A 19044-nucleotide genomic window follows, 5' to 3' on the forward strand; every position below is an offset into this window, starting at 1 on the left:
GAAAGAATGAAACACTTGATAGCGGAAACCTGCTCCTCCTCAGTATTCAAGATCCATGCTGATCGTGCCCGTTGCAAAACTGGCGGTAAGCTGGAAGTGTTTCGACACGCCCGCTGGTTTGCGTTTGTTTGCTGGCTACTGTTTTTGACTTTCCCAGCCAAGGCTCAACAGCCTGTACCTGTCTATGATCTGGCTATGTTGCAAAATCAAAAACAGCTCGTGCATACGCCAGTCATGGCGCAAGATTTACGCATGGGTCGTCAATATGGTGAATATCTGGTGTTTGCTGATGTTGCTGGTCAGGGCAGGCGTCAGGACGCGAGTAGTGGCGGCAGTCTGGCCGTGCTGTATCCCGATATGGGCGAGCCGTACCGCAGCATTTTTGCCAAGATCATAGAAGGTATAGAAAGTAAATCGCGCTTGCCCGTCATCAGTATCCCGATAGGGCAAAAGCTCGAAGCTGGTGAATTGAATACCCAATTGAAACGCAGTGGTGTCAAGGTGGTCATTGCCCTGGGTCGCCAGGGTGTAAAACTGGCCAACAATCTTGATCGCGAAATTGCTGTGGTGGTTGGTGGTGTCTTGAACATCCCGGAAAGCGAAAGCCGCAGCATGACTGGCGTTAGTCTCATGCCAGATCCGGTGTTATTGTTTTCACGCTTGAAGAGCCTGCTGCCAAATGTCAAAAGAGTCATTGTCGTGTATGACCCTAAAAATAATGAATCTTTGATCAAACTCGCGCGCGACGCCGCCAAACAGCATGGGCTGGAGTTGCTGGCATATGAAGCCCGCGACCTGGCCAGTGCCGCTCATCAATATGAAGCAGCTTTTACCAGCGCCGACAAGCGCGATGCCCTGTGGCTGCCGCAAGATTCCACCACGGTCGAAGAAGGCAGTATCCTGCCCCTGGTCTTACGTGAATCTTGGAGCCGTGGCATTCCTTTCTTTTCCAGCAGTTTCCTGCATGCTAAAAAAGGTGCACTATTTGCCTTGTACCCTAATAACCTGGAACTCGGTCACAGTCTTGCGATGGCAGCACAAAGTGCGCTGAGTGGGGATGGCCGTAAATCAGGTGTATCACTCTTGCGTGAAGTACTGGTCGCCGTGAATTTGCGCACGGCCAGTCATATAGGTTTAAACATTGATTATCAAAGCCAGCGAAGTTTCGATTCGATTTTTCCTGAGCCTTGAATGATGGCGCTGCAGCACCGAGTATGAACGAGTCTGCATATGCAGAAGCAAACAAGCCAAGCATGGAGCCATAGCTTAGCCATGACTCCATGATCTTGAATATTTTGAGACATATTGTTGTTTGTCGTTGCGATGTGACGGTAGATGGCGCTAAGTAAATTTGGTTCAAGCATGAAGTTTTTCAGCAATTATTTTCGGCGTACCGGTTTTAGCCGCCAATTGACCGTCATTATTACGGCGGCCATTTTGGTATTGGCGCTGTTTTCCTCCATCATGAACTCATGGCAGGCCAGCCATCGCATGCGCGCTTATTTTGTGGTGCAAGGCCAGCAAGTAGCAGAAAATCTTGCGCGGCAAAGCCGCCTCGCGCTCTTGTATCACTCTGCTGACAATGCCAGGGAAGTCGTAGCTACCACACTGGCATTTCCCGATGTTTTGCAAGTCGAAATCGCCAATGCCGAACATAAGGTCTTGCTGTCACAGAGCAAGCCCGGCGTTAATCTGCCGCCTTTACAAACCCAGCCAACTGAGCAATTATCCAGTGCCAGACTTGAACAGGAAAGCGACCAGGACTGGCGCTTCAGCGCTCCCGTGATAGGTGGAGAAACTGAAGCATCACCTTTTGAAGTGCAGGAAAGCAAGCCACAATTGTTGGGCTATGTTCATGTCGTGGTTGGCAAGACCACGCTGAATAAACTGGTGATGTCCTTATTGCTGGGCAACCTTGGCATCACCCTGTCATTTGCCCTGATCTTGCTGGCCTTGATACGCCTGGTGTCGCGCCAGATGATACGTCCGCTGAATCAATTGTCCTCACTCATGGGCAGGGCCGAGGCGGGCGAGTCTGGCATGCGTGCCACGCCCGATGGCTCAAAAGACATCATAGAAATGGCGCATGCCTTCAACCAGATGATGGCCGTGCTTGAAGATCGCGAGGCAGAACTCAAGCATTCACGCGACCAGGCGCTGCACACAGCCGTTATGAAGGCGCAGTTTGCTGCCACTGTCAGCCATGAAGTGCGCACGCCTTTGAATGGGGTGGTCGGCATGCTCGACATGCTGAAAGAAATGCGCCTGACCAAACGCCAGCGGGAATGCGTCGATGTGGCCTGGAATTCATCCCAGGCATTGATAGAGCTGATCAATGACATCCTGGATTTTTCCAAGATGGAAGCTGGTAAGGTCGAAGTCGAAGAAATTGAATTTGACTTGAATAAAGTGCTGGCCGAAGTGCTGGAATTATTGTCCAAGCAGGCCCAGCAAAAGGGCCTGGAACTGGCCTACCTGATCGCTGATGATGTACCGCTACGCATTAAAAGTGACCCATTGCGCCTGCGTCAGATACTCATCAACCTGATTGGTAACGCCGTCAAGTTTACCGAGCGAGGGGAAATCGCTGTGCGCGTGGTTCTGACCGAGCATCCTGGCAGTACGCAAGATGGGGCCCGCTTGAAATTGCGTTTTGACGTCAGCGATACAGGTATAGGCATGTCGCCAGATGCGGTGTCAAATGTCTTTGAATCTTTTGCACAGGCTGACCGCAGCACCACCCGAAAGTATGGTGGTACAGGTCTGGGGCTGGCCATTTGCAAACAACTGGTGGCACTCTTGCATGGCGAGATAGGCGTCAGCAGCATATCTGGCCAGGGCAGCAATTTTTATTTCAGCATGCAATGCCATGCCACTGTGAGTGATCAACACAGTGAAAAAGCCAGTTTGCTGAGCAGCGATTTGCAAGATGAACGCGTGCTTATCGTTGACCCGAGCGAAATCCTGCGCGACTTCCTGAGCCAGAATCTGGCCCGGCACGGCATCTTGTGTCGTGCCGCCGAAGATGGTGTACAGGCATTGAATTTGCTGGACCTGGCAGCCAGGGAAGGGTCGCCGCATTCGCTGGTGATCATGGATGTCGCCAGTATTGATGACAATGGTGAAGAACTGGCGCGCCGCCTGCGTAACGATCATCGCTATAGCGGTGTCCGCACCCTGGCGCTGGACCGCTATGGCTGTGCTGGAGAAAATAATCCCTCATCTGCCGACATTTGCCTTGGCAAGCCGGTGCAAATGGAAAGATTGCTGGAAGCGCTGCGTCATTTGCTGTTGACCACGGTTCATTTGCAGACTTCAACTGCTGCTATGGCTCCTGCTCCCATGCAATCAAGGTCGAACGAGGCGGCACGTCATACTGGTCAGCATGGCCTGCAAGGCGACTGGCGTGTACTTGTGGTCGAAGATAACCGCACCAATCAGATGGTGGCGGCAGGCATGCTCTCGTTGTCTGCCTGTCATTGTGAGTTTGCCGGCAATGGCAAGGAAGCAGTAGAAGCAGCGCGCCGCAATCGCTATGACCTGATACTCATGGATTGCAGCATGCCGGAAATGGATGGCTATGAAGCCACAGTGCGCATACGCAGTTATGAAGATGGTCTGGGCAGACGTACACCCATCGTCGCCATGACCGCCAATACCCAGCGTGGGGATGCTGAAAAATGCCTGGCAATCGGCATGGATGATTACCTCGCCAAACCCATCACCCTGGTCGATTTACGCCACAAACTGGAGCGCTGGCTGACACACGGCGGCGCTGCAGGGCGTGCCCTGCCTGCTGATGGACACTTGCAGGCACTGGACAGCCAGCCACTTGATCGTGTGGTCTTTGACAAGCTGCGCGATATACTCGGGCCGGGTCTGCAGCAAACTGTATCCCTGTTCCTGGAAGATACCCCCATATATCTTGAGCAGTTACACCAGGGCTTGCAGCAGGGCGATGCCGAACTGGTGCGTGCCATGGCTCACTCCATTAAAGGCAGTAGCGGCAACTTGGGAGCCAGCAATCTGTTGCAGTTTGCCAAGGAAGTTGAGCAACTGGCACTGGAGAGACATTTGTCAGAAATAGCTCCTCTGTTAAACAGCCTGCATCAAGCCTATGAAGCAGTAGCGGCTGAACTGGGAAATGAAGTTTTTCTGGAAAATCGTGAAGCGGTGACCCATAGCCGTCAGGTTGCCAAGGTGTTAGTGGTCGATGATGATCGCAGCACACGTAGTACCTTGCGCCATACCCTGCAAAGAGATGGTTTCAAGGTCGAAGAAGCTGCCGATGGATCGCAAGCACTCCTGATGTTGAAACGCATGCGGCCCGATGTCATCCTCATGGACGCCGTCATGCCTGTCATGGATGGTTTTACTGCCTGCACCCTGATACAGGAAATGCCACGCGGCCGCAGCATACCGGTGCTGATGATTACAGCACTGGAAGACAATAGCTCGGTAGAGAGAGCTTTTGCTGCTGGTGCCTGCGACTACATCCCCAAGCCCATCCATTTCGCCGTGTTGTCGCAACGTGTGCGCCGCATCATAGAAGCAAACCAGGCAGAAAAACGCATACGCCACCTGGCCTTCAATGATGTGCTGACGGGTTTGCCGAATCGTACTCAGTTTCTCGATCAACTGGGGCGCAGGTTGGCACTGGCAAAAGAGAATGGCGAATCGGTAGCCGTGCTGTTCCTGGATCTGGACAGGTTCAAGAACGTCAATGACACCCTGGGCCATGATGTTGGCGACCGCCTCCTGATCGCTGTCGCCCAACGCATACGCCGCAGCGTGCGCAATGCCGATTGCGTGGCACGCCTGGGTGGTGATGAATTTACCGTAGTGCTGAGTGAGTTGGCTGACCCGGCGGCCGCCGCATCGGCTGCGCAAAATATTTGTCGTACCCTGGCCAAACCCTTCCAGATAGATAGCCACGATATTTTTGTGACTGCAAGTATAGGTATCTCGGTCTATCCGAATGACGGAATGGATGTCGGCACCCTGGTCAAGCATGCCGATACCGCCATGTACCGGGCCAAGAAAACCAATACCGACTTTCAGTTCTTTGAAGCAGCGATGGAACATTCCATCTCGGAGCGAGTGCGTCTGGAAAATGACTTGCGCCGTGCGCTGGAACGTAATGAACTGGCAGTGTTTTACCAGCCACAGGCGCGCATGGATACCGGCGAGATCATAGGCATGGAAGCACTGGTGCGCTGGTTTCATCCCAGCCGCGGTATGGTATCGCCGCTGGAATTCATTCCCATGGCAGAAGAGACAGGTCTCATCATCGCACTGGGTGAGTGGGTCTTGCGCACAGCTTGCGCGCAAATGCGCAACTGGATGGATAAAGGCTTAGGGCATTTGCGGGTCGCGGTGAACTTATCGGTCAGTCAGTTGCTTGAAAAGGATTTCGCCAGCACGGTAGAGCAAGTGTTGATCGACACTGGTTTGCCAGCGAAATTGCTGGAGCTGGAAATTACCGAAAGCACCTTGATGGAGCATGCGCAAGATACCCTGGCAGTACTGGACCGATTGCGCAGCCTGGGTGTCAGACTGACCATTGATGATTTCGGTACTGGCTATTCATCGCTGTCTTACCTCAAGCGCTTTCCTGTCGACATCATCAAGATAGACCGCTCTTTCGTGCGCGATATTCCCGGCGATGCCGACGATGCTGCCATCGTCACTGGTATCATTGCGCTGGCTCATAGTTTGCGTCTGGAAGTGGTGGCCGAAGGTGTGGAAACCCGCGAACAACTGGATTTCCTGCGCACGCAGTCATGTGACATCCTGCAAGGTTTTTATTTAAGCAAGCCGATACCAGCACAACAGTTGGAAGATGAAATATTGAGCCAGGTCGGCAGCGTATTTCTGGATCAACAGGGAAAATAAAAAGATGGGCTATTGCGTCCGCGCAGTAGCACCAGTACGAGAGACCAAGACAGATCAATGAGGGCTTGCATGCTGCAGCTTCACACTTTCAGATGGAAAAACAGCCTGGTGCAGGGATTGCTTAGCATCAGTTTGCTGGGTATGAATGCATCTGTCTACGCGCAAGCAAAAACTGATTTTTCTGAGATTGAATCGATACATACATTGTCCGATAGCGACAACACGGCAGCACTGAAAAAATTACAGGAATACAAGGAGAAATTAGGCAAGGATGCCGACTATGTGCTGCGCGCAGAAGTCTTGAAAACTCTGATAGGCATCTTGTATGACGCAGGAAAAATCAAAGAGGCTGATGCTGCTAACGCAGAGTTGCTGCAACTGGCCAAATCCCGCAATGATAATGACATGATCAGCCTGGGCCTGATAGGTGAGGCTTTTCAACTGATGGATCAGGGCAAGTTTGCCATGGCTCTGGTCAAGCTGAATGACATACAGCAGAGCTTGCGCGATACCAAAAATGCTGAAGTTATCATGCGTTTGAATATCGCTTTTGGCATGGTGCAAATGGCGATAGGCAATTTTGACAAGTCACTCTCGTATTTTCTCGAAGCCCTGAAGCAGACAGACCAGATACCACGTCGCCAGGTGCAGGCCAAGCTGTACCGCATGGAGTCCATCGCCAGGCTGTACCTGCATATGCATAATGCGGAAAAGGCACTGGAAACTACCAATGATGCATTGGCGATGCAGCCCAAAACAGAATCGCCCAAAATTATTTCATCACTGCAAATGACGCGCGGTCTGGCCCTGATTGATCTCGGGCGGCATGACGAAGCTTTTGAAGCCTACAAAATCGTATTGCAAATTGCCAATGAGGCTGGCATGCCAGCGTTGGCAGCAACGGCTCTGGGCAATATATCTGACTATTACCTGAACGTGCGCAAATTTGCCGAGGCGGAGCGCGCAGCCCGGTTTTCTCTGGAAAAAGCCCTGTCTGTACAAGATCCTTTTTCCATCGCTATTGCCAAAGCAAACATTGGCTTCGCTCTGGCTGGCCAAAAGAAGTTTTCTCAGGGGATAGAATACATCAATGAGGCCAAGAAATTTTTCATGGAAACTGGCTCCAAGTCGGATGTAGAAAGTTTGCTCAGTGAAATCGGCAATATGTTTGAAGCTGCCGATATGCACAAGGAAGCTCTGGCGATAGTACGCGAACAGCAAAAACTCAGCGATGAATTATTCAGGTCCGACCGGGCCAGGGCAGTGGCTACCTTGCAGGAGCAATTCAATGCGGAACAAAGAAAAAAACAGATTGAATTGCTGGCTCGTGAAAATCAATTGAAAGATGCAGAGATAGAAAACCGTCAGTTACAGCAAGTCATACTCATGCTGGCAGGTGTGTTGATGGTGATGGTCGGTGCGGTGATTTTCTTCCTTTATCAGCGGGTGCGCAGGACCAATGAAAAACTGCGTGAAGCGAATGAGCAACTTGAATTTCATGCCGTGCGTGACCCTCTTACAGGCTTGTACAACCGTCGTTCTTTTGTCGATATGATGAAAGGAAGGATCGTCTTGCCGGAGGGAGAGCGACGCGAAGATGCGCTGGAAAATCCGGATTGCCTGATACTCATGGATATCGATCATTTTAAGAATATCAACGATAACCATGGTCATGCTGCTGGGGACGCCGTGCTGGTTGAGGTGGCGCGTCGTCTACGTAGCACGGTGCGCGACAGTGACATGGTCTTGCGCTGGGGCGGAGAAGAATTTCTGATTTATTCACCGCGCACCAACCCTGCTCAGTTGAAAAACCTGGTGGACCGTATCCTGCGTAGCATAGGCGAAGAAAGCATGGAGGTAGATGGCATGCTGGTGCCAGTCACGCTGACTGCAGGTTTCATCAGTCTGCCATTCTCTGGACTGCCAGAAGCTGTTTGTAACTGGGAAAAAGCCTTGCAAATTGCCGACATGGCGCTGTACCTGGGCAAGGTCAATGGCCGCAACCGTGCCTATGGTGTCAGCAAATTATTGATTGCTTATGAAGAAGCCTTGCCCGTACTCGATCATGATTTATCTGCCGCTATCAAGGCAGGTATGGTGGAGTTGGCAGAAGTGCATGGACCGGTCCGGCAAGCCGACAACCCTCAACCTGCTTCGCAGGGCACGCAAGATGCTGACTTGACCAGCATCATCAAATAAATCACCTGAGTTTAAAAAAGTCGTATAATCTGCCGTCGTCGCGGTTCTGGATTCACTTTCAGAACCCGAAGAAAAATGCTAGGGGTCCTGCCATCAATCTTGTTGGCGGGTGAGAAATACCCTCGAACCTGATCTGGATAATGCCAGCGAAGGGAAGCTGCCGAAGTTTGTGCCGCCCGTATTATGTTTGATCTATGCGCGCACCTTTTTTGGAAACTCCTTTGCTGGCTCCATGCCAACAAAGCAAAGGAGCCAAAATGAACGCCAACCCGCAATTCTTGTCCGCTACCGCCACGGTAGACGAGGCAGCCATACAGCCACTGCCGAACTCACGTAAAACCTATATACAGGGCAGCCGCCCCGATATCCGCGTACCCATGCGCGAAATCAGCCAGTCGGATACATCAGCCATGTTCGGCTCGGAAAAAAATCCGCCTATCTATGTCTACGATACCTCCGGCCCTTACACCGATCCCGAAGTAAAAATCGATATCCGCTCTGGCCTGGCATCTGTACGCGGCGCCTGGATAGCCGAGCGCAATGACACCGAAGAACTGGCTGGCCCTACTTCAGAATACGGTATTGCCCGCCTGCATGACCCCAAACTGGCTGAGCTGCGTTTCAACCTCAAACGCCTGCCACGCCGTGCACTGGCAGGCAAGAATGTCTCGCAGATGCACTATGCACGCCAGGGCATCATCACGCCGGAAATGGAATTTGTTTCCATCCGTGAAAACCTGCGCAGAAAAGAATATCTGGAAAACCTGAAAGCTTCCGGCCCCATGGGCAACAAGCTGGCAGAAGTCATGGGCCGCCAGCATCCAGGCCAATCTTTTGGCGCCTCCATTCCAGCAGAAATAACGCCAGAATTTGTGCGTTCAGAAATCGCCCGTGGCCGCGCGATTATTCCTGCTAACATCAATCATCCAGAGATAGAGCCCATGATCATAGGCCGTAATTTCCTGGTCAAGATCAATGCCAATATCGGTAATTCAGCAGTTACCTCTTCCATCGGCGAAGAAGTCGAAAAAATGACCTGGGCAATACGCTGGGGTGGTGACAATGTTATGGACCTGTCCACAGGAAAACACATACACGAAACCCGCGAATGGATCATTCGTAATTCACCCGTACCTATCGGCACCGTGCCCATCTATCAGGCACTGGAAAAAGTGAATGGCAAGGCAGAGGACCTGACCTGGGAAATTTTCCGTGACACGCTCATCGAACAGGCAGAGCAGGGCGTCGATTACTTCACCATCCATGCTGGTGTGCGCCTGCAGTATGTGCCAATGACGGCCAAACGCCTGACCGGCATTGTGTCACGTGGTGGTTCCATCATGGCCAAATGGTGTCTGGCTCATCATAAAGAAAGCTTTTTGTACGAGCATTTCGAAGATATCTGCGAAATCATGAAAGCCTATGACGTGTCTTTCAGCCTCGGTGATGGCCTGCGCCCTGGTTCCATCTATGACGCCAATGATGAAGCACAGTTAGGTGAATTGAAAACCCTGGGGGAATTGACCCAGATCGCCTGGAAGCATGATGTACAAGTCATGATAGAAGGCCCTGGTCATGTGCCCATGCACCTGATCAAAGAAAACATGGACCTGCAACTGGAGCAATGCCATGAGGCACCGTTCTATACGCTGGGCCCATTGACGACTGACATCGCTCCAGGCTACGACCACATCACGTCCGGCATAGGTGCCGCACAAATAGGCTGGTATGGAACGGCCATGCTGTGCTATGTGACACCGAAAGAGCATCTGGGTTTGCCGAACAAGGTCGATGTCAAGGATGGCATCATCACTTACAAAATCGCTGCTCATGCCGCCGACCTGGCAAAAGGCCATCCCGGTGCGCAGATCCGTGACAATGCCCTGTCCAAGGCACGTTTTGAATTCCGCTGGGAAGACCAGTTCAACATCGGCCTCGACCCCGACAAGGCACGCGAATTCCATGATGAAACTTTGCCCAAGGATTCTGCCAAGGTTGCCCATTTCTGCTCCATGTGCGGACCACATTTCTGCTCCATGAAAATTACGCAGGAAGTACGCGACTATGCGAATGCACAAGGCATCAGCGAGATTCAGGCGTTGAAACAGGGCATGGAAGTCAAGGCCGTTGAATTCATCAAATCCGGTGCGGAAATCTATAAGAAGCAATAGCCATGTTGGAGATACAGCTTAATGGAGAGGCGCGGCAACTGAGCAGTGAGCTGCTGGCAGATTTGATTGCAGAACTGAATCTGTCGCAGCAGGCGATTGCGGTGGCGGTAAACCGGCAGATTATTCCACGGTCGCAGTGGGAAGGGTATCAATTGCATGGCGATGACAAGGTGGATGTTGTGCGTGCTATTGGCGGTGGTTGATACGTAAAAGTGTTGATTGTTCGTAGGTTGGGCTGGCCAACTGCAGCCTGGCGAGGCTCGGCCCAAGCTACCAATTCGCCCGACGATATTTCGATTGCCGCTCACAAATTTGAAAGAATTTTATGAACACAGAAAACAACTCAGGTTTAACCATAGCCGGAAAAACCTACCGCTCCCGCCTTTTGGTCGGCAGCGGCAAATACAAAGACCTCGAACAAACCCGCCTGGCAACAGAAGCCAGTGGTGCCGAGATCATTACGGTGGCAATACGCCGCGTGAACATAGGGCAAGATCCGAATGCACCCAGCTTGCTGGATGTAGTGCCACCCAGCAAATACACCATACTGCCCAACTCTGCCGGTTGCTACAATGCTGAAGATGCGGTCTATACCCTGCAACTGGGGCGTGAATTATTGGGGGGCCACAAACTGTGCAAGCTGGAAGTATTGGGCGATGAGAAAACCCTGTTCCCGAATATGCCCGAGACCCTGAAGGCCGCCAAAACCCTGGTACAGGATGGTTTTGATGTCATGGTGTATTGCAGCGATGACCCTATACAGGCACGCATGCTGGAAGACATAGGCTGCGTTGTCATCATGCCGCTGGCTTCGTTGATAGGTTCTGGCATGGGTATTTTGAATCCATGGAATCTGTCGCTGATTATCGCGCAAGCCAAAGTGCCAGTGCTGGTGGATGCAGGCGTTGGTACAGCATCCGACGCCGCCATCGCGATGGAACTGGGTTGCGATGGCGTGTTGATGAATACCGCAATCGCTGGTGCCAAAGACCCTGTACGCATGGCACGTGCCATGGGCCTGGCGGTAGAGGCGGGACGAGAAGCTTTTCTGGCAGGCCGCATGCCGCGCAAGTTTGCAGCGTCGCCGTCTTCCCCCATGGCAGGCCGCATTGTTTGATGAAGACGGTGACGCGACCCTGCGTGCTGGTATTTGCCGGGCATGATCCTAGTGGCGGGGCTGGCATACAGGCCGATATAGAAGCCATCGCCGCGCAGGGCGCGCATGCCTTGCCGGTGATTACGGCATTGACGGTGCAGGATAACGACCATGCCTATGCCGTACATGCAGTCGATGTACAAATCATTTTGCAGCAAGCCATGACCCTGGTGGCCAAGATGCCGGTCAAGGTCATCAAGCTGGGTATTGTCGCGCACAAGAAAAATGCCACGGCGATAGCCAGCTTCATTCAAAAGATGAAGCAGCAACATGCAGATCTGCAAGTCATTGTTGACCCGGTATTGGGCAGTGGTCATGGTGACAGTTTGTCGCTGGATGATGCGGTGCAAGCCATTGAGCCTCTGTTGAAAATAGCCACCCTGATCACCCCCAATTTGCCTGAATTAAGGCGACTCTCACCACAAGTAGACGATATGCAAGCGCAAGTCGCTAGCCTGTTACAAAACACGGGCGCAGATGTCTTGCTGAAAGGTGGCCATGCAACAGAGGCACAGGTAAAAAACATCTGGTTCCAGCATGGGCAATGGCAGACTGCACAAGAGTGGCTGTGGCCGCGTTTGTCCGGCGAATTTCATGGCAGCGGTTGTACGTTGGCATCCGCAATTGCGGGGCAGTTGGCAATCGGGATGACTTTGTCTGAAGCTTTGCAACGGGCACAAAACTATACGCAGCAAAGCTTGCTGTATGCCTATGCCATCGCTGCAGGCCAGCTTATACCTGCACGCCAACCCGCGTTGTTTACAAGGAAAAAATCATGAATACTGTGGGCTCTCATCAATTAAGTGGTCTGTATATCGTCACCCCTGACTGGGAAGACACTGCTCAATTGGTTTCTATCACAGAACAGGCTTTGCAAGGCGGCGCAAATATCGTGCAATACCGCCACAAAACCGCCAGCCCGGAACTACGCAAGACCCAGGCACGGGCTTTGCTGGAATTATGCCGCCGCTTCAATAAACCTTTCATCATCAACGACCATCTGGAACTCTGTCTCGACATTGATGCAGATGGCTTGCATGTAGGAGGTACGGATCTTTCCGTGGCGGACGCGAGGGCAAGGCTGGGGGCAGACAAGATACTGGGTGCATCCTGCTATGGTGACCTTGAGCTGGCGCGTACTGCCGTCAGGGGTGGTGCCAGCTACATTGCCTTTGGTGGTTTTTATCCTTCCCGTATCAAGAAATATGCTGTGACCACTCCCGTCAGCATCGTCGGCGATGCGATAAAGGAATTTGATTTGCCAAATGTCGTTATAGGCGGCATGACACTGGAAAACTGTCAGCCCTTGCTTGCTCAGGGGGCTGACATGGTGGCAGTGATCAGCAGCGTGTACATGAGCGAGCAGCCGCAACTGGCAGCACGGACATTTACGCAATTGTTTGCTGACAAGGTCGGGTGACCTCCATATTGAAATTTGATGATGTATATCAAGAGATGGGCTCAAGATCTTGTAGGCGCGCATATGCTTGCAAGATTTTTTCTTGCATCGCACTACTGGCAGACAACATAGGTCCACGCAAGACGTCTTGCATGGAATGTATGGAAGCAAGCGCAGCTTTCAAAGGTGCCGGATTAGGCTCTTCAAACAGCGACTGCATGAGGGGTAGCAAGTGATAAAAAATTGCCCTGGCCTGTTCAAGTTGCCCTGCTCTGATATGTGCCTGCAAGCGGAGGAACAGATCAGGTCGCAAGTGTGCAGAAGCCAGTATGCCACCTGCACCACCCAGGCAGAGTGTCGTGAATAACTGATGGTCTTCTCCCGCCAGCACCTGGATATCTCCATCCATGATAAGTTGCATGGTGGCTTGCAGATTACCGCCGCAATCCTTGATGGCGACAATATTGGGATGTCTGGCCAGTTCTTGTATGGTAGCCAGTTCCATGTTCACGCCGGTACGGTAGGGGATGTTATATAGCAGCACTGGTATAGCAGAAGCATCTGCAATTTCATGGAAGTAGTGCAGGATGCCTGCTTGTGATGGGCGTATGTAATAGGGTGGAGTGACCAGAACACCGGCAACGCCTCTTTGTCCTGTCTGTGCCAACCTGTGCAAGACTTGCCCCATGTGATTGCCGCTCAAGCCCATGATGATTTGATGGGCAGGAACAACAGCCAGTACCGCATCAAGCACTTGCAATTGTTCTTCTGCACTGAGGGCTGCGGCTTCACCAGTAGAGCCACAGACCACCAGGCCAGCCACACCTTCGGCGATCAGCTTGCTGGCCAACGCCTGCAGGGCCGGGAAATCTACTTCCGCTTCTGCGCTGGCGCAAAATGGCGTGACCAGGGCGACCCAGATGCCGGAAAAATCAATGCGTCTGATCTGATGGACAGATTCAATATGTGTATTGCTGGAACTGCTGATGCTGCTGGACATGCCTGTTCTCCTGTGGACCGGTAAAAGACCCGTCAGCAGTTGACATGGAGTGCAAGGGAAGAAAACCGTTTTGCCATCCTGTCAGCTCACCTGACGGGACAGCACGCCCCGGTCAGATGAGCGTCTGTTTCTTGGCTTTGGCAAAGACCGTGCACAAAGCAGCGTTGCTTTGTACTTGTTGCTGATCTTTGTCCAGAGTTTGCATAGTAATAATGGCTTTGTTGATGTGTCGATTATCTGCCGCTTTCAATTGCATTGTCAAGACTTCACATTTTAATGCCCAATAAATTTACCATTGGCGAATCAGAGCTTAAAGTGCTGAGGGCTTAGTCCCGTATAATCCGTCTATGCAAAATTTACTCCACAACTTAAATCCCGAACAACTTGCTGCGGTGACTTTGCCAGCGCAGCCTGCCCTGATTTTAGCTGGCGCAGGTTCCGGCAAGACACGTGTGCTGACTACCCGCATTGCCTGGCTGATACAGACTGGCCAGGTCTCTCCTGGTGGTATTTTGGCCGTGACCTTTACCAACAAGGCCGCCAAGGAAATGCTGACGCGCCTGTCGGCCATGTTACCGATTAATACACGCGGCATGTGGATAGGGACTTTCCATGGCTTGTGTAACCGCCTTTTGCGCGCCCATCATCGCGACGCCGGTTTGCCATCGACTTTCCAGATTCTTGATTCTGGCGACCAGTTATCCTTCATCAAGCGTTTGTTGAAGGCTAACAACATCGACGATGAAAAATTCCCGCCCAAGACCCTGATGTATTTCATCAATGGTGCCAAGGACCAGGGTTTGCGTGCCGCACAGGTCGATGCCTATGATGACTTCAACCGCAAACTGGTTGGCTTGTATGATTTGTATGATGCCCAGTGTCAGCGTGACGGCGTGGTTGATTTTGCCGAACTGTTATTGCGCACTTATGAATTGCTGAGCCGCAACCAGCCCTTGCGTGAACATTATCAGGACAGATTCCGCCACATTCTCGTCGATGAGTTTCAGGATACTAATGACTTGCAATACAAGTGGTTGAAGCTGATGGCGGGTGAGGGTAGCAAGAAGGGCGGCGCGGTGTTTGCCGTTGGCGATGATGACCAGAGTATCTATGCCTTCCGTGGTGCCAATGTCGGCAACATGTCAGCCTTTGAGCGTGAATTTCAGGTACAAAACCTGATCAAGCTGGAGCAGAATTACCGCTCGCATGGCCATATCCTTGACAGCGCTAATGTGCTCATAGAACACAATAGCAAGCGCCTGGGCAAAAATCTACGCACTGATGCTGGTCATGGTGAGCCGGTGCGCATCATGGAATCCAGTAGCGACATACAAGAAGCCAACTGGATCATAGAAGAAGCCAAGAATTTGATACGCGAAGGCTCGTTGCGGAGCGAGATTGCCATACTTTACAGATCGAATGCGCAATCGCGTGTGATTGAGCATGCTCTGTTCACGGCGAATATCCCCTACCGTGTGTATGGCGGCCAGCGCTTCTTTGAACGCGCTGAGATCAAGCATGCCATCGCCTATCTGCAATTGATGGATAACCCGCACAATGATTCGGCCTTTTTGCGCGTGGTGAACTTCCCTACTCGTGGTATAGGTGCGCGCTCGCTTGAGCAATTGCAGGATGTTGCCAGACAGCAGAATATGTCCATGTATGCCGCTGTGCCTTACGTGGCTGGCAAGGCCGGTTCCTCTTTGGCCAATTTTGTCAAACTGATAGAAGGCGCGCGTTTTGAAACACAGAACCTGCCTTTGCCCGAGATGGTCAAGATCGTGCTGGAAGTCAGCAGTCTGCTGACCCATTACCAGACTGAAAAAGAAGGTGCAGATCGCATAGAAAATCTGGAGCAACTGGTCAGCGCTGCCACCCTGTTTGTGTCAGAAGAAGGCTTCAATAAAGAAGCGCCAGCATTTGCCGGCCCGGCCAGCAGTGCAGCAGTCTTGCTGGAAAGCGGAAATGGTGATCAGATCATTGATGCCGACGCAGCACTGCCAACGGTGATGTCACCACTGTCTGCTTTCTTGTCGCATGCCTCACTGGAAGCGGGTGATAATCAAGCCCAGGCAGGGCAGGATGCAATGCAGTTGATGACCGTGCACTCAGCCAAGGGACTGGAATTCGATGCGGTCTTCATTACCGGTCTGGAAGAGGGTTTGTTCCCGCATGAGAACAGTGCGCAGGAAGAAAGTGGTGTAGAGGAAGAGCGCCGTCTGATGTATGTGGCGATTACTCGTGCCCGCAAGCGCCTGTATCTGAGTTTCTCACAAACCCGCATGCTGCATGGCCAGACACGGTACAACATGCGTTCACGCTTCCTCGATGAATTGCCGGAAGAATCATTGAAGTGGCTGACTCCGCGTGTACAACCGACCTGGTTTGGCAATAAAAAGTCTGCCTGGGATGAAGCACCGGATGATGCGGCAAACCGCATTGCGCAGACGTTTAAGAAGAGTAATGACAATATGGGCTGGCGCATAGGTCAAAGTGTCACCCATGAAAAATTTGGTGACGGCGTGATTGAGAAAATTATAGGCGGTAGTGGCGGTGCTGTTGCGAGCGCCTATATCAATTTTGGCAAAATAGGTGTGAAACAGTTGGACTTGAGCAGTGCAAAACTACAAAAAATCTAGCTTCGCGTGATCGGTAAGTGCAGGCATTAGCCTGCGCTGTATTCCCTGAATCGTATATGGGGTTGAATTCCTATATCAAGCCTTAAACATAATAAGCGGTGGTCGTCATGACCTTGGCCATCAGCTTCATGCCTGCCTGCACTGGTTGCGGTAGGGCACTGGCACCCAAAGCCTGGGCCGCAGCACCATGAGCAATCTCATCGAGACGCATTTGCTCAACGATGGCGCGTGACTTCAAGTCTTCTGCAGGCAATTTTTCCAGATGGCTGGCCAGATGCGCTTCTACCTGCTTTTCTGTTTCGACTACAAAGCCCAAGCTGACGGCATCACCAAATTTGGCGGCCAGTGTGCCGCAGGCATACGCTCCGGCATACCAGAGCGGATTGAGCAGACTGATATGTGAATTCAGTTCTTGCAACCTTTTTGCAGTCCAGGCCAGATGATCTTCTTCTTCTATGCCGGAATGCTGGAATTGCTGCCGTATGTCTTCCGTGTGCGCGTTCGCGCCTTGTGAATCATACAAGGCCTGGGCGCAAATTTCACCAACATGATTAACGCGCATCAAACCTGCGCTATGGGCTTTATCTTGCTCGGATAAATTGTCATCAGGCAATTCATGTGCGGGGTTCGCCCGCCTGGCAATCGCCTGGCCACTTATGACGCGCAAAGCTCGGTCAAATTTGCCAATCAACTGATCGAGGCTACCCTTGGGTGATGCTGATAATGGGGTCATATTGTTCTTTAAGTAGACGACTAGAGGGGGTTGCGCTGATAACGCACAGCCAACACAGTGCCTATTGTAGGAATGTTTGGCGTTTCGCGCCATCAGACCAACTCTGGAAACCTACAAAAAACTTAGTGTTCTAATAATGAGAAAGAAGATGCTTGTTGTGATAACGCCACATAAAATTTGCTTAAATACGATCGTTCGCAAATTCTCTTTGCCCAATTTCCTTTAATTTGTTTCAATAGAATCTAGCTTCTTAATCAGCAGGTTTCGAAGTCTTGGCAAGACTGAATAGAGTATAAAAGGCTGACTGCCAACCAGGTGCAGCCACATAATTTTAATAATTTTGGAGACGCATTCAATGAAAAAATCGATACTGGCATTCGCAGTTTTGAGCGCATTTGCAGCAACAGCCTCAGCGCAATCTTCCGTCATCATCTACGGTATCGTAGATGCGGCAGTTGTCGCCACCACCAACGCAACAGCAAATGGCGGTTCCAAATTCTCCATGGATGCAGGTCAATTGCTGACTTCCCGTTGGGGCATCAAGGGTTCTGAAGACCTGGGCGGCGGCTTGAAAGCGAATTTCAATTTGGAAGGCACGTTGGCCAATGATACTGGCACGGCCGGTGCAGGTTATGGTGGTAATGTATTCAATCAGGTTGGTAGCAATACTTCCTTGTTTGACCGTCTGTCTTGGGTAGGTCTGTCTGGCAGTTTTGGTAGCGTCACTCTTGGCCGCAATAATATTCTGGGCGTTGACTCTGTCGGTCTGGCCGACCCTATCAGTCTGGCACACGCTGGTTCCAATCCTAACGTCATGGTTAGTGCGTTGAATTCAGGTGCACTGTATGGTGGTTTCGGTACTAACCAGGGCGGTTCGGGCTTGCGTCAAAATAACTCGATCAAATACGTTTCTCCAATTATGTCAGGCTTCGGTGGTGCGCTGATGTATGGCTTTGGTGAAAAAGCGGGCGACAACACTGCAAGTAACTATGCCGGTGTGTCAGGCTTCTTTACTGACGGCACCAATGGTGCAGCCCTGTCTTATGCCAAGCTGAAAGACAATACTGGTGGAGCTAGTTTGTCTGGCTTTGCAGGTGGTGCCAAGTTCAAAGTTGCTCCAACTGTCATGCTGCGCGGTACTTATGCACATACCAAAGTTGAGGGCAAAATCAAGATTGATGCACTGCCAAATGCTGATGGCCGCAAATTGGCTGTGATAGGCCTGGGTGCAGACTTCAGCTTGTCTGATCAAATGACCTTGACTACCGCTTTTTACAATACCAAACGCTCTGGTGATATCAGCGGTAAGGCAGATCAATACATTTTGTTGGGTAAGTATGCATTTAGCAAACGTACAACGGCCTATGCTTCTTTGACTTATGCACGTGCTGGTTCTGTAAATGCACAAGATGTATCCCTGGCTTTGGGCATCATCGGTGCAGGTAACAGTTCGGCAACCCGGACAGCAGTGGGTGTGTTGCACGCATTCTGATAATAAATATCGGTCTTTATTTGCAAAGGTCGCTTGCGCGGCCTTTGCAATTTTGTTTTCACCGCATTTTATTTGTAAATGCATAGTCTTTAAGCAATAATTTCATCTGGTCAAGCTTGCTTTAATTGCATTAGAATACTTTCTTTGGTGGCAATTTTTGTTGCTTATCCGAGACATTATCGCCCCATATTCCCTCCAAAAGCCGATTTAGCTTGGCTGTCTAACACCATTTTTGGTCAAATACGTTAACTTCTTTTTAGCAGTCTTGTTGGATCTTAAGTATTAGCGCGTTTCGTACGATCAATTTTTGGCTCTGTTTTGCGCGAATTGTGCTTAATGTAGTTCATATCAATGTGAAAT

The 19044-nt window shown here is 51.3% G+C and carries 12 protein-coding genes and 1 riboswitch; of the genes, 10 read left to right on the forward strand and 2 right to left on the reverse strand.

The window, feature by feature from the left end:
• Window positions 1-6 precede the first annotated feature (6 nt).
• The 8 genes from H8L47_RS24430 to thiE all read left to right on the forward strand — a co-directional run bounded on the left by H8L47_RS24430 (window position 7) and on the right by thiE (window position 12841).
• Complete coding sequence (locus tag H8L47_RS24430) at window positions 7-1191, forward strand: ABC transporter substrate binding protein (RefSeq protein WP_230413898.1); 1185 nt, start codon at window positions 7-9, stop codon at window positions 1189-1191.
• A gap of 171 nt (window positions 1192-1362) precedes the next feature.
• Window positions 1363-5895 carry an EAL domain-containing protein gene (locus H8L47_RS24435; protein WP_186956294.1) on the forward strand — a complete coding sequence of 1511 codons (4533 nt, stop codon included), beginning with the start codon at window positions 1363-1365 and terminating at the stop codon, window positions 5893-5895.
• Window positions 5896-5964: 69 nt separating this feature from the next.
• Window positions 5965-8094, forward strand: coding sequence for a tetratricopeptide repeat-containing diguanylate cyclase (locus H8L47_RS24440; protein ID WP_186956295.1), 2130 nt, complete (start codon window positions 5965-5967; stop codon window positions 8092-8094).
• 70 nt (window positions 8095-8164) lie between these two features.
• Window positions 8165-8266: riboswitch (TPP riboswitch) on the forward strand.
• An 85-nt stretch (window positions 8267-8351) separates the two neighbouring features.
• Complete coding sequence (thiC, locus tag H8L47_RS24445; protein ID WP_186956296.1) at window positions 8352-10265, forward strand: phosphomethylpyrimidine synthase ThiC; 1914 nt, start codon at window positions 8352-8354, stop codon at window positions 10263-10265.
• 2 nt (window positions 10266-10267) lie between these two features.
• Window positions 10268-10468, forward strand: a complete 201-nt coding sequence (thiS, locus tag H8L47_RS24450) for a sulfur carrier protein ThiS (protein WP_186956297.1) — start codon at window positions 10268-10270, stop codon at window positions 10466-10468.
• Window positions 10469-10590: 122 nt separating this feature from the next.
• Window positions 10591-11382, forward strand: a complete 792-nt coding sequence (locus H8L47_RS24455) for a thiazole synthase (RefSeq protein ID WP_186956298.1) — start codon at window positions 10591-10593, stop codon at window positions 11380-11382.
• On the forward strand, window positions 11382-12200 hold the full coding sequence (gene thiD, locus H8L47_RS24460; RefSeq protein ID WP_186956299.1) for a bifunctional hydroxymethylpyrimidine kinase/phosphomethylpyrimidine kinase: 819 nt from the start codon (window positions 11382-11384) through the stop codon (window positions 12198-12200). The genes H8L47_RS24455 and thiD overlap by 1 nt, the downstream gene beginning before the upstream one ends.
• Entirely contained in the window at window positions 12197-12841 is a 645-nt protein-coding gene (thiE, locus tag H8L47_RS24465) for a thiamine phosphate synthase (RefSeq protein ID WP_186956300.1), read from the forward strand. Before thiD ends, thiE begins: the two co-directional genes overlap by 4 nt.
• Window positions 12842-12869: 28 nt before the next feature.
• Here thiE and dapA read toward each other — a convergent pair whose 3' ends face one another.
• Window positions 12870-13820: a 4-hydroxy-tetrahydrodipicolinate synthase gene (gene dapA / locus H8L47_RS24470; protein ID WP_186956301.1), complete on the reverse strand. Its 951-nt coding sequence runs from the start codon at window positions 13818-13820 to the stop codon at window positions 12870-12872.
• Between the two features lie 347 nt (window positions 13821-14167).
• Here dapA and H8L47_RS24475 point away from each other — a divergent pair, with 347 nt between their 5' ends.
• Window positions 14168-16459, forward strand: coding sequence for a UvrD-helicase domain-containing protein (locus H8L47_RS24475; RefSeq protein WP_186956302.1), 2292 nt, complete (start codon window positions 14168-14170; stop codon window positions 16457-16459).
• Window positions 16460-16541: 82 nt separating this feature from the next.
• Here H8L47_RS24475 and coq7 read toward each other — a convergent pair whose 3' ends face one another.
• On the reverse strand, window positions 16542-17192 hold the full coding sequence (gene coq7 / locus H8L47_RS24480) for a 2-polyprenyl-3-methyl-6-methoxy-1,4-benzoquinone monooxygenase (protein WP_186956303.1): 651 nt from the start codon (window positions 17190-17192) through the stop codon (window positions 16542-16544).
• A gap of 355 nt (window positions 17193-17547) precedes the next feature.
• On the opposite strand from coq7, the gene H8L47_RS24485 reads away from it, so the two are divergent.
• On the forward strand, window positions 17548-18684 hold the full coding sequence (locus H8L47_RS24485; RefSeq protein WP_186956304.1) for a porin: 1137 nt from the start codon (window positions 17548-17550) through the stop codon (window positions 18682-18684).
• The last annotated feature ends 360 nt before the right edge of the window (window positions 18685-19044 follow it).

This window comes from Undibacterium umbellatum, from assembly GCF_014284125.1.
Lineage (GTDB): Bacteria > Pseudomonadota > Gammaproteobacteria > Burkholderiales > Burkholderiaceae_D > Undibacterium > Undibacterium umbellatum.

Excerpts from the sequence above, each read along its gene's own strand:
- H8L47_RS24430 (WP_230413898.1), top strand. The coding sequence starts at position 7 with ATGAAACACTTGATAGCGGAAACCTGCTCCTCCTCAGTATTCAAGATC.
- H8L47_RS24435 (WP_186956294.1), top strand. The coding sequence starts at position 1,363 with ATGAAGTTTTTCAGCAATTATTTTCGGCGTACCGGTTTTAGCCGCCAA.
- H8L47_RS24440 (WP_186956295.1), top strand. The coding sequence starts at position 5,965 with ATGCTGCAGCTTCACACTTTCAGATGGAAAAACAGCCTGGTGCAGGGA.
- thiC (WP_186956296.1), top strand. The coding sequence starts at position 8,352 with ATGAACGCCAACCCGCAATTCTTGTCCGCTACCGCCACGGTAGACGAG.
- thiS (WP_186956297.1), top strand. The coding sequence starts at position 10,268 with ATGTTGGAGATACAGCTTAATGGAGAGGCGCGGCAACTGAGCAGTGAG.
- H8L47_RS24455 (WP_186956298.1), top strand. The coding sequence starts at position 10,591 with ATGAACACAGAAAACAACTCAGGTTTAACCATAGCCGGAAAAACCTAC.
- thiD (WP_186956299.1), top strand. The coding sequence starts at position 11,382 with ATGAAGACGGTGACGCGACCCTGCGTGCTGGTATTTGCCGGGCATGAT.
- thiE (WP_186956300.1), top strand. The coding sequence starts at position 12,197 with ATGAATACTGTGGGCTCTCATCAATTAAGTGGTCTGTATATCGTCACC.
- dapA (WP_186956301.1), bottom strand. The coding sequence starts at position 13,820 with ATGTCCAGCAGCATCAGCAGTTCCAGCAATACACATATTGAATCTGTC.
- H8L47_RS24475 (WP_186956302.1), top strand. The coding sequence starts at position 14,168 with ATGCAAAATTTACTCCACAACTTAAATCCCGAACAACTTGCTGCGGTG.
- coq7 (WP_186956303.1), bottom strand. The coding sequence starts at position 17,192 with ATGACCCCATTATCAGCATCACCCAAGGGTAGCCTCGATCAGTTGATT.
- H8L47_RS24485 (WP_186956304.1), top strand. The coding sequence starts at position 17,548 with ATGAAAAAATCGATACTGGCATTCGCAGTTTTGAGCGCATTTGCAGCA.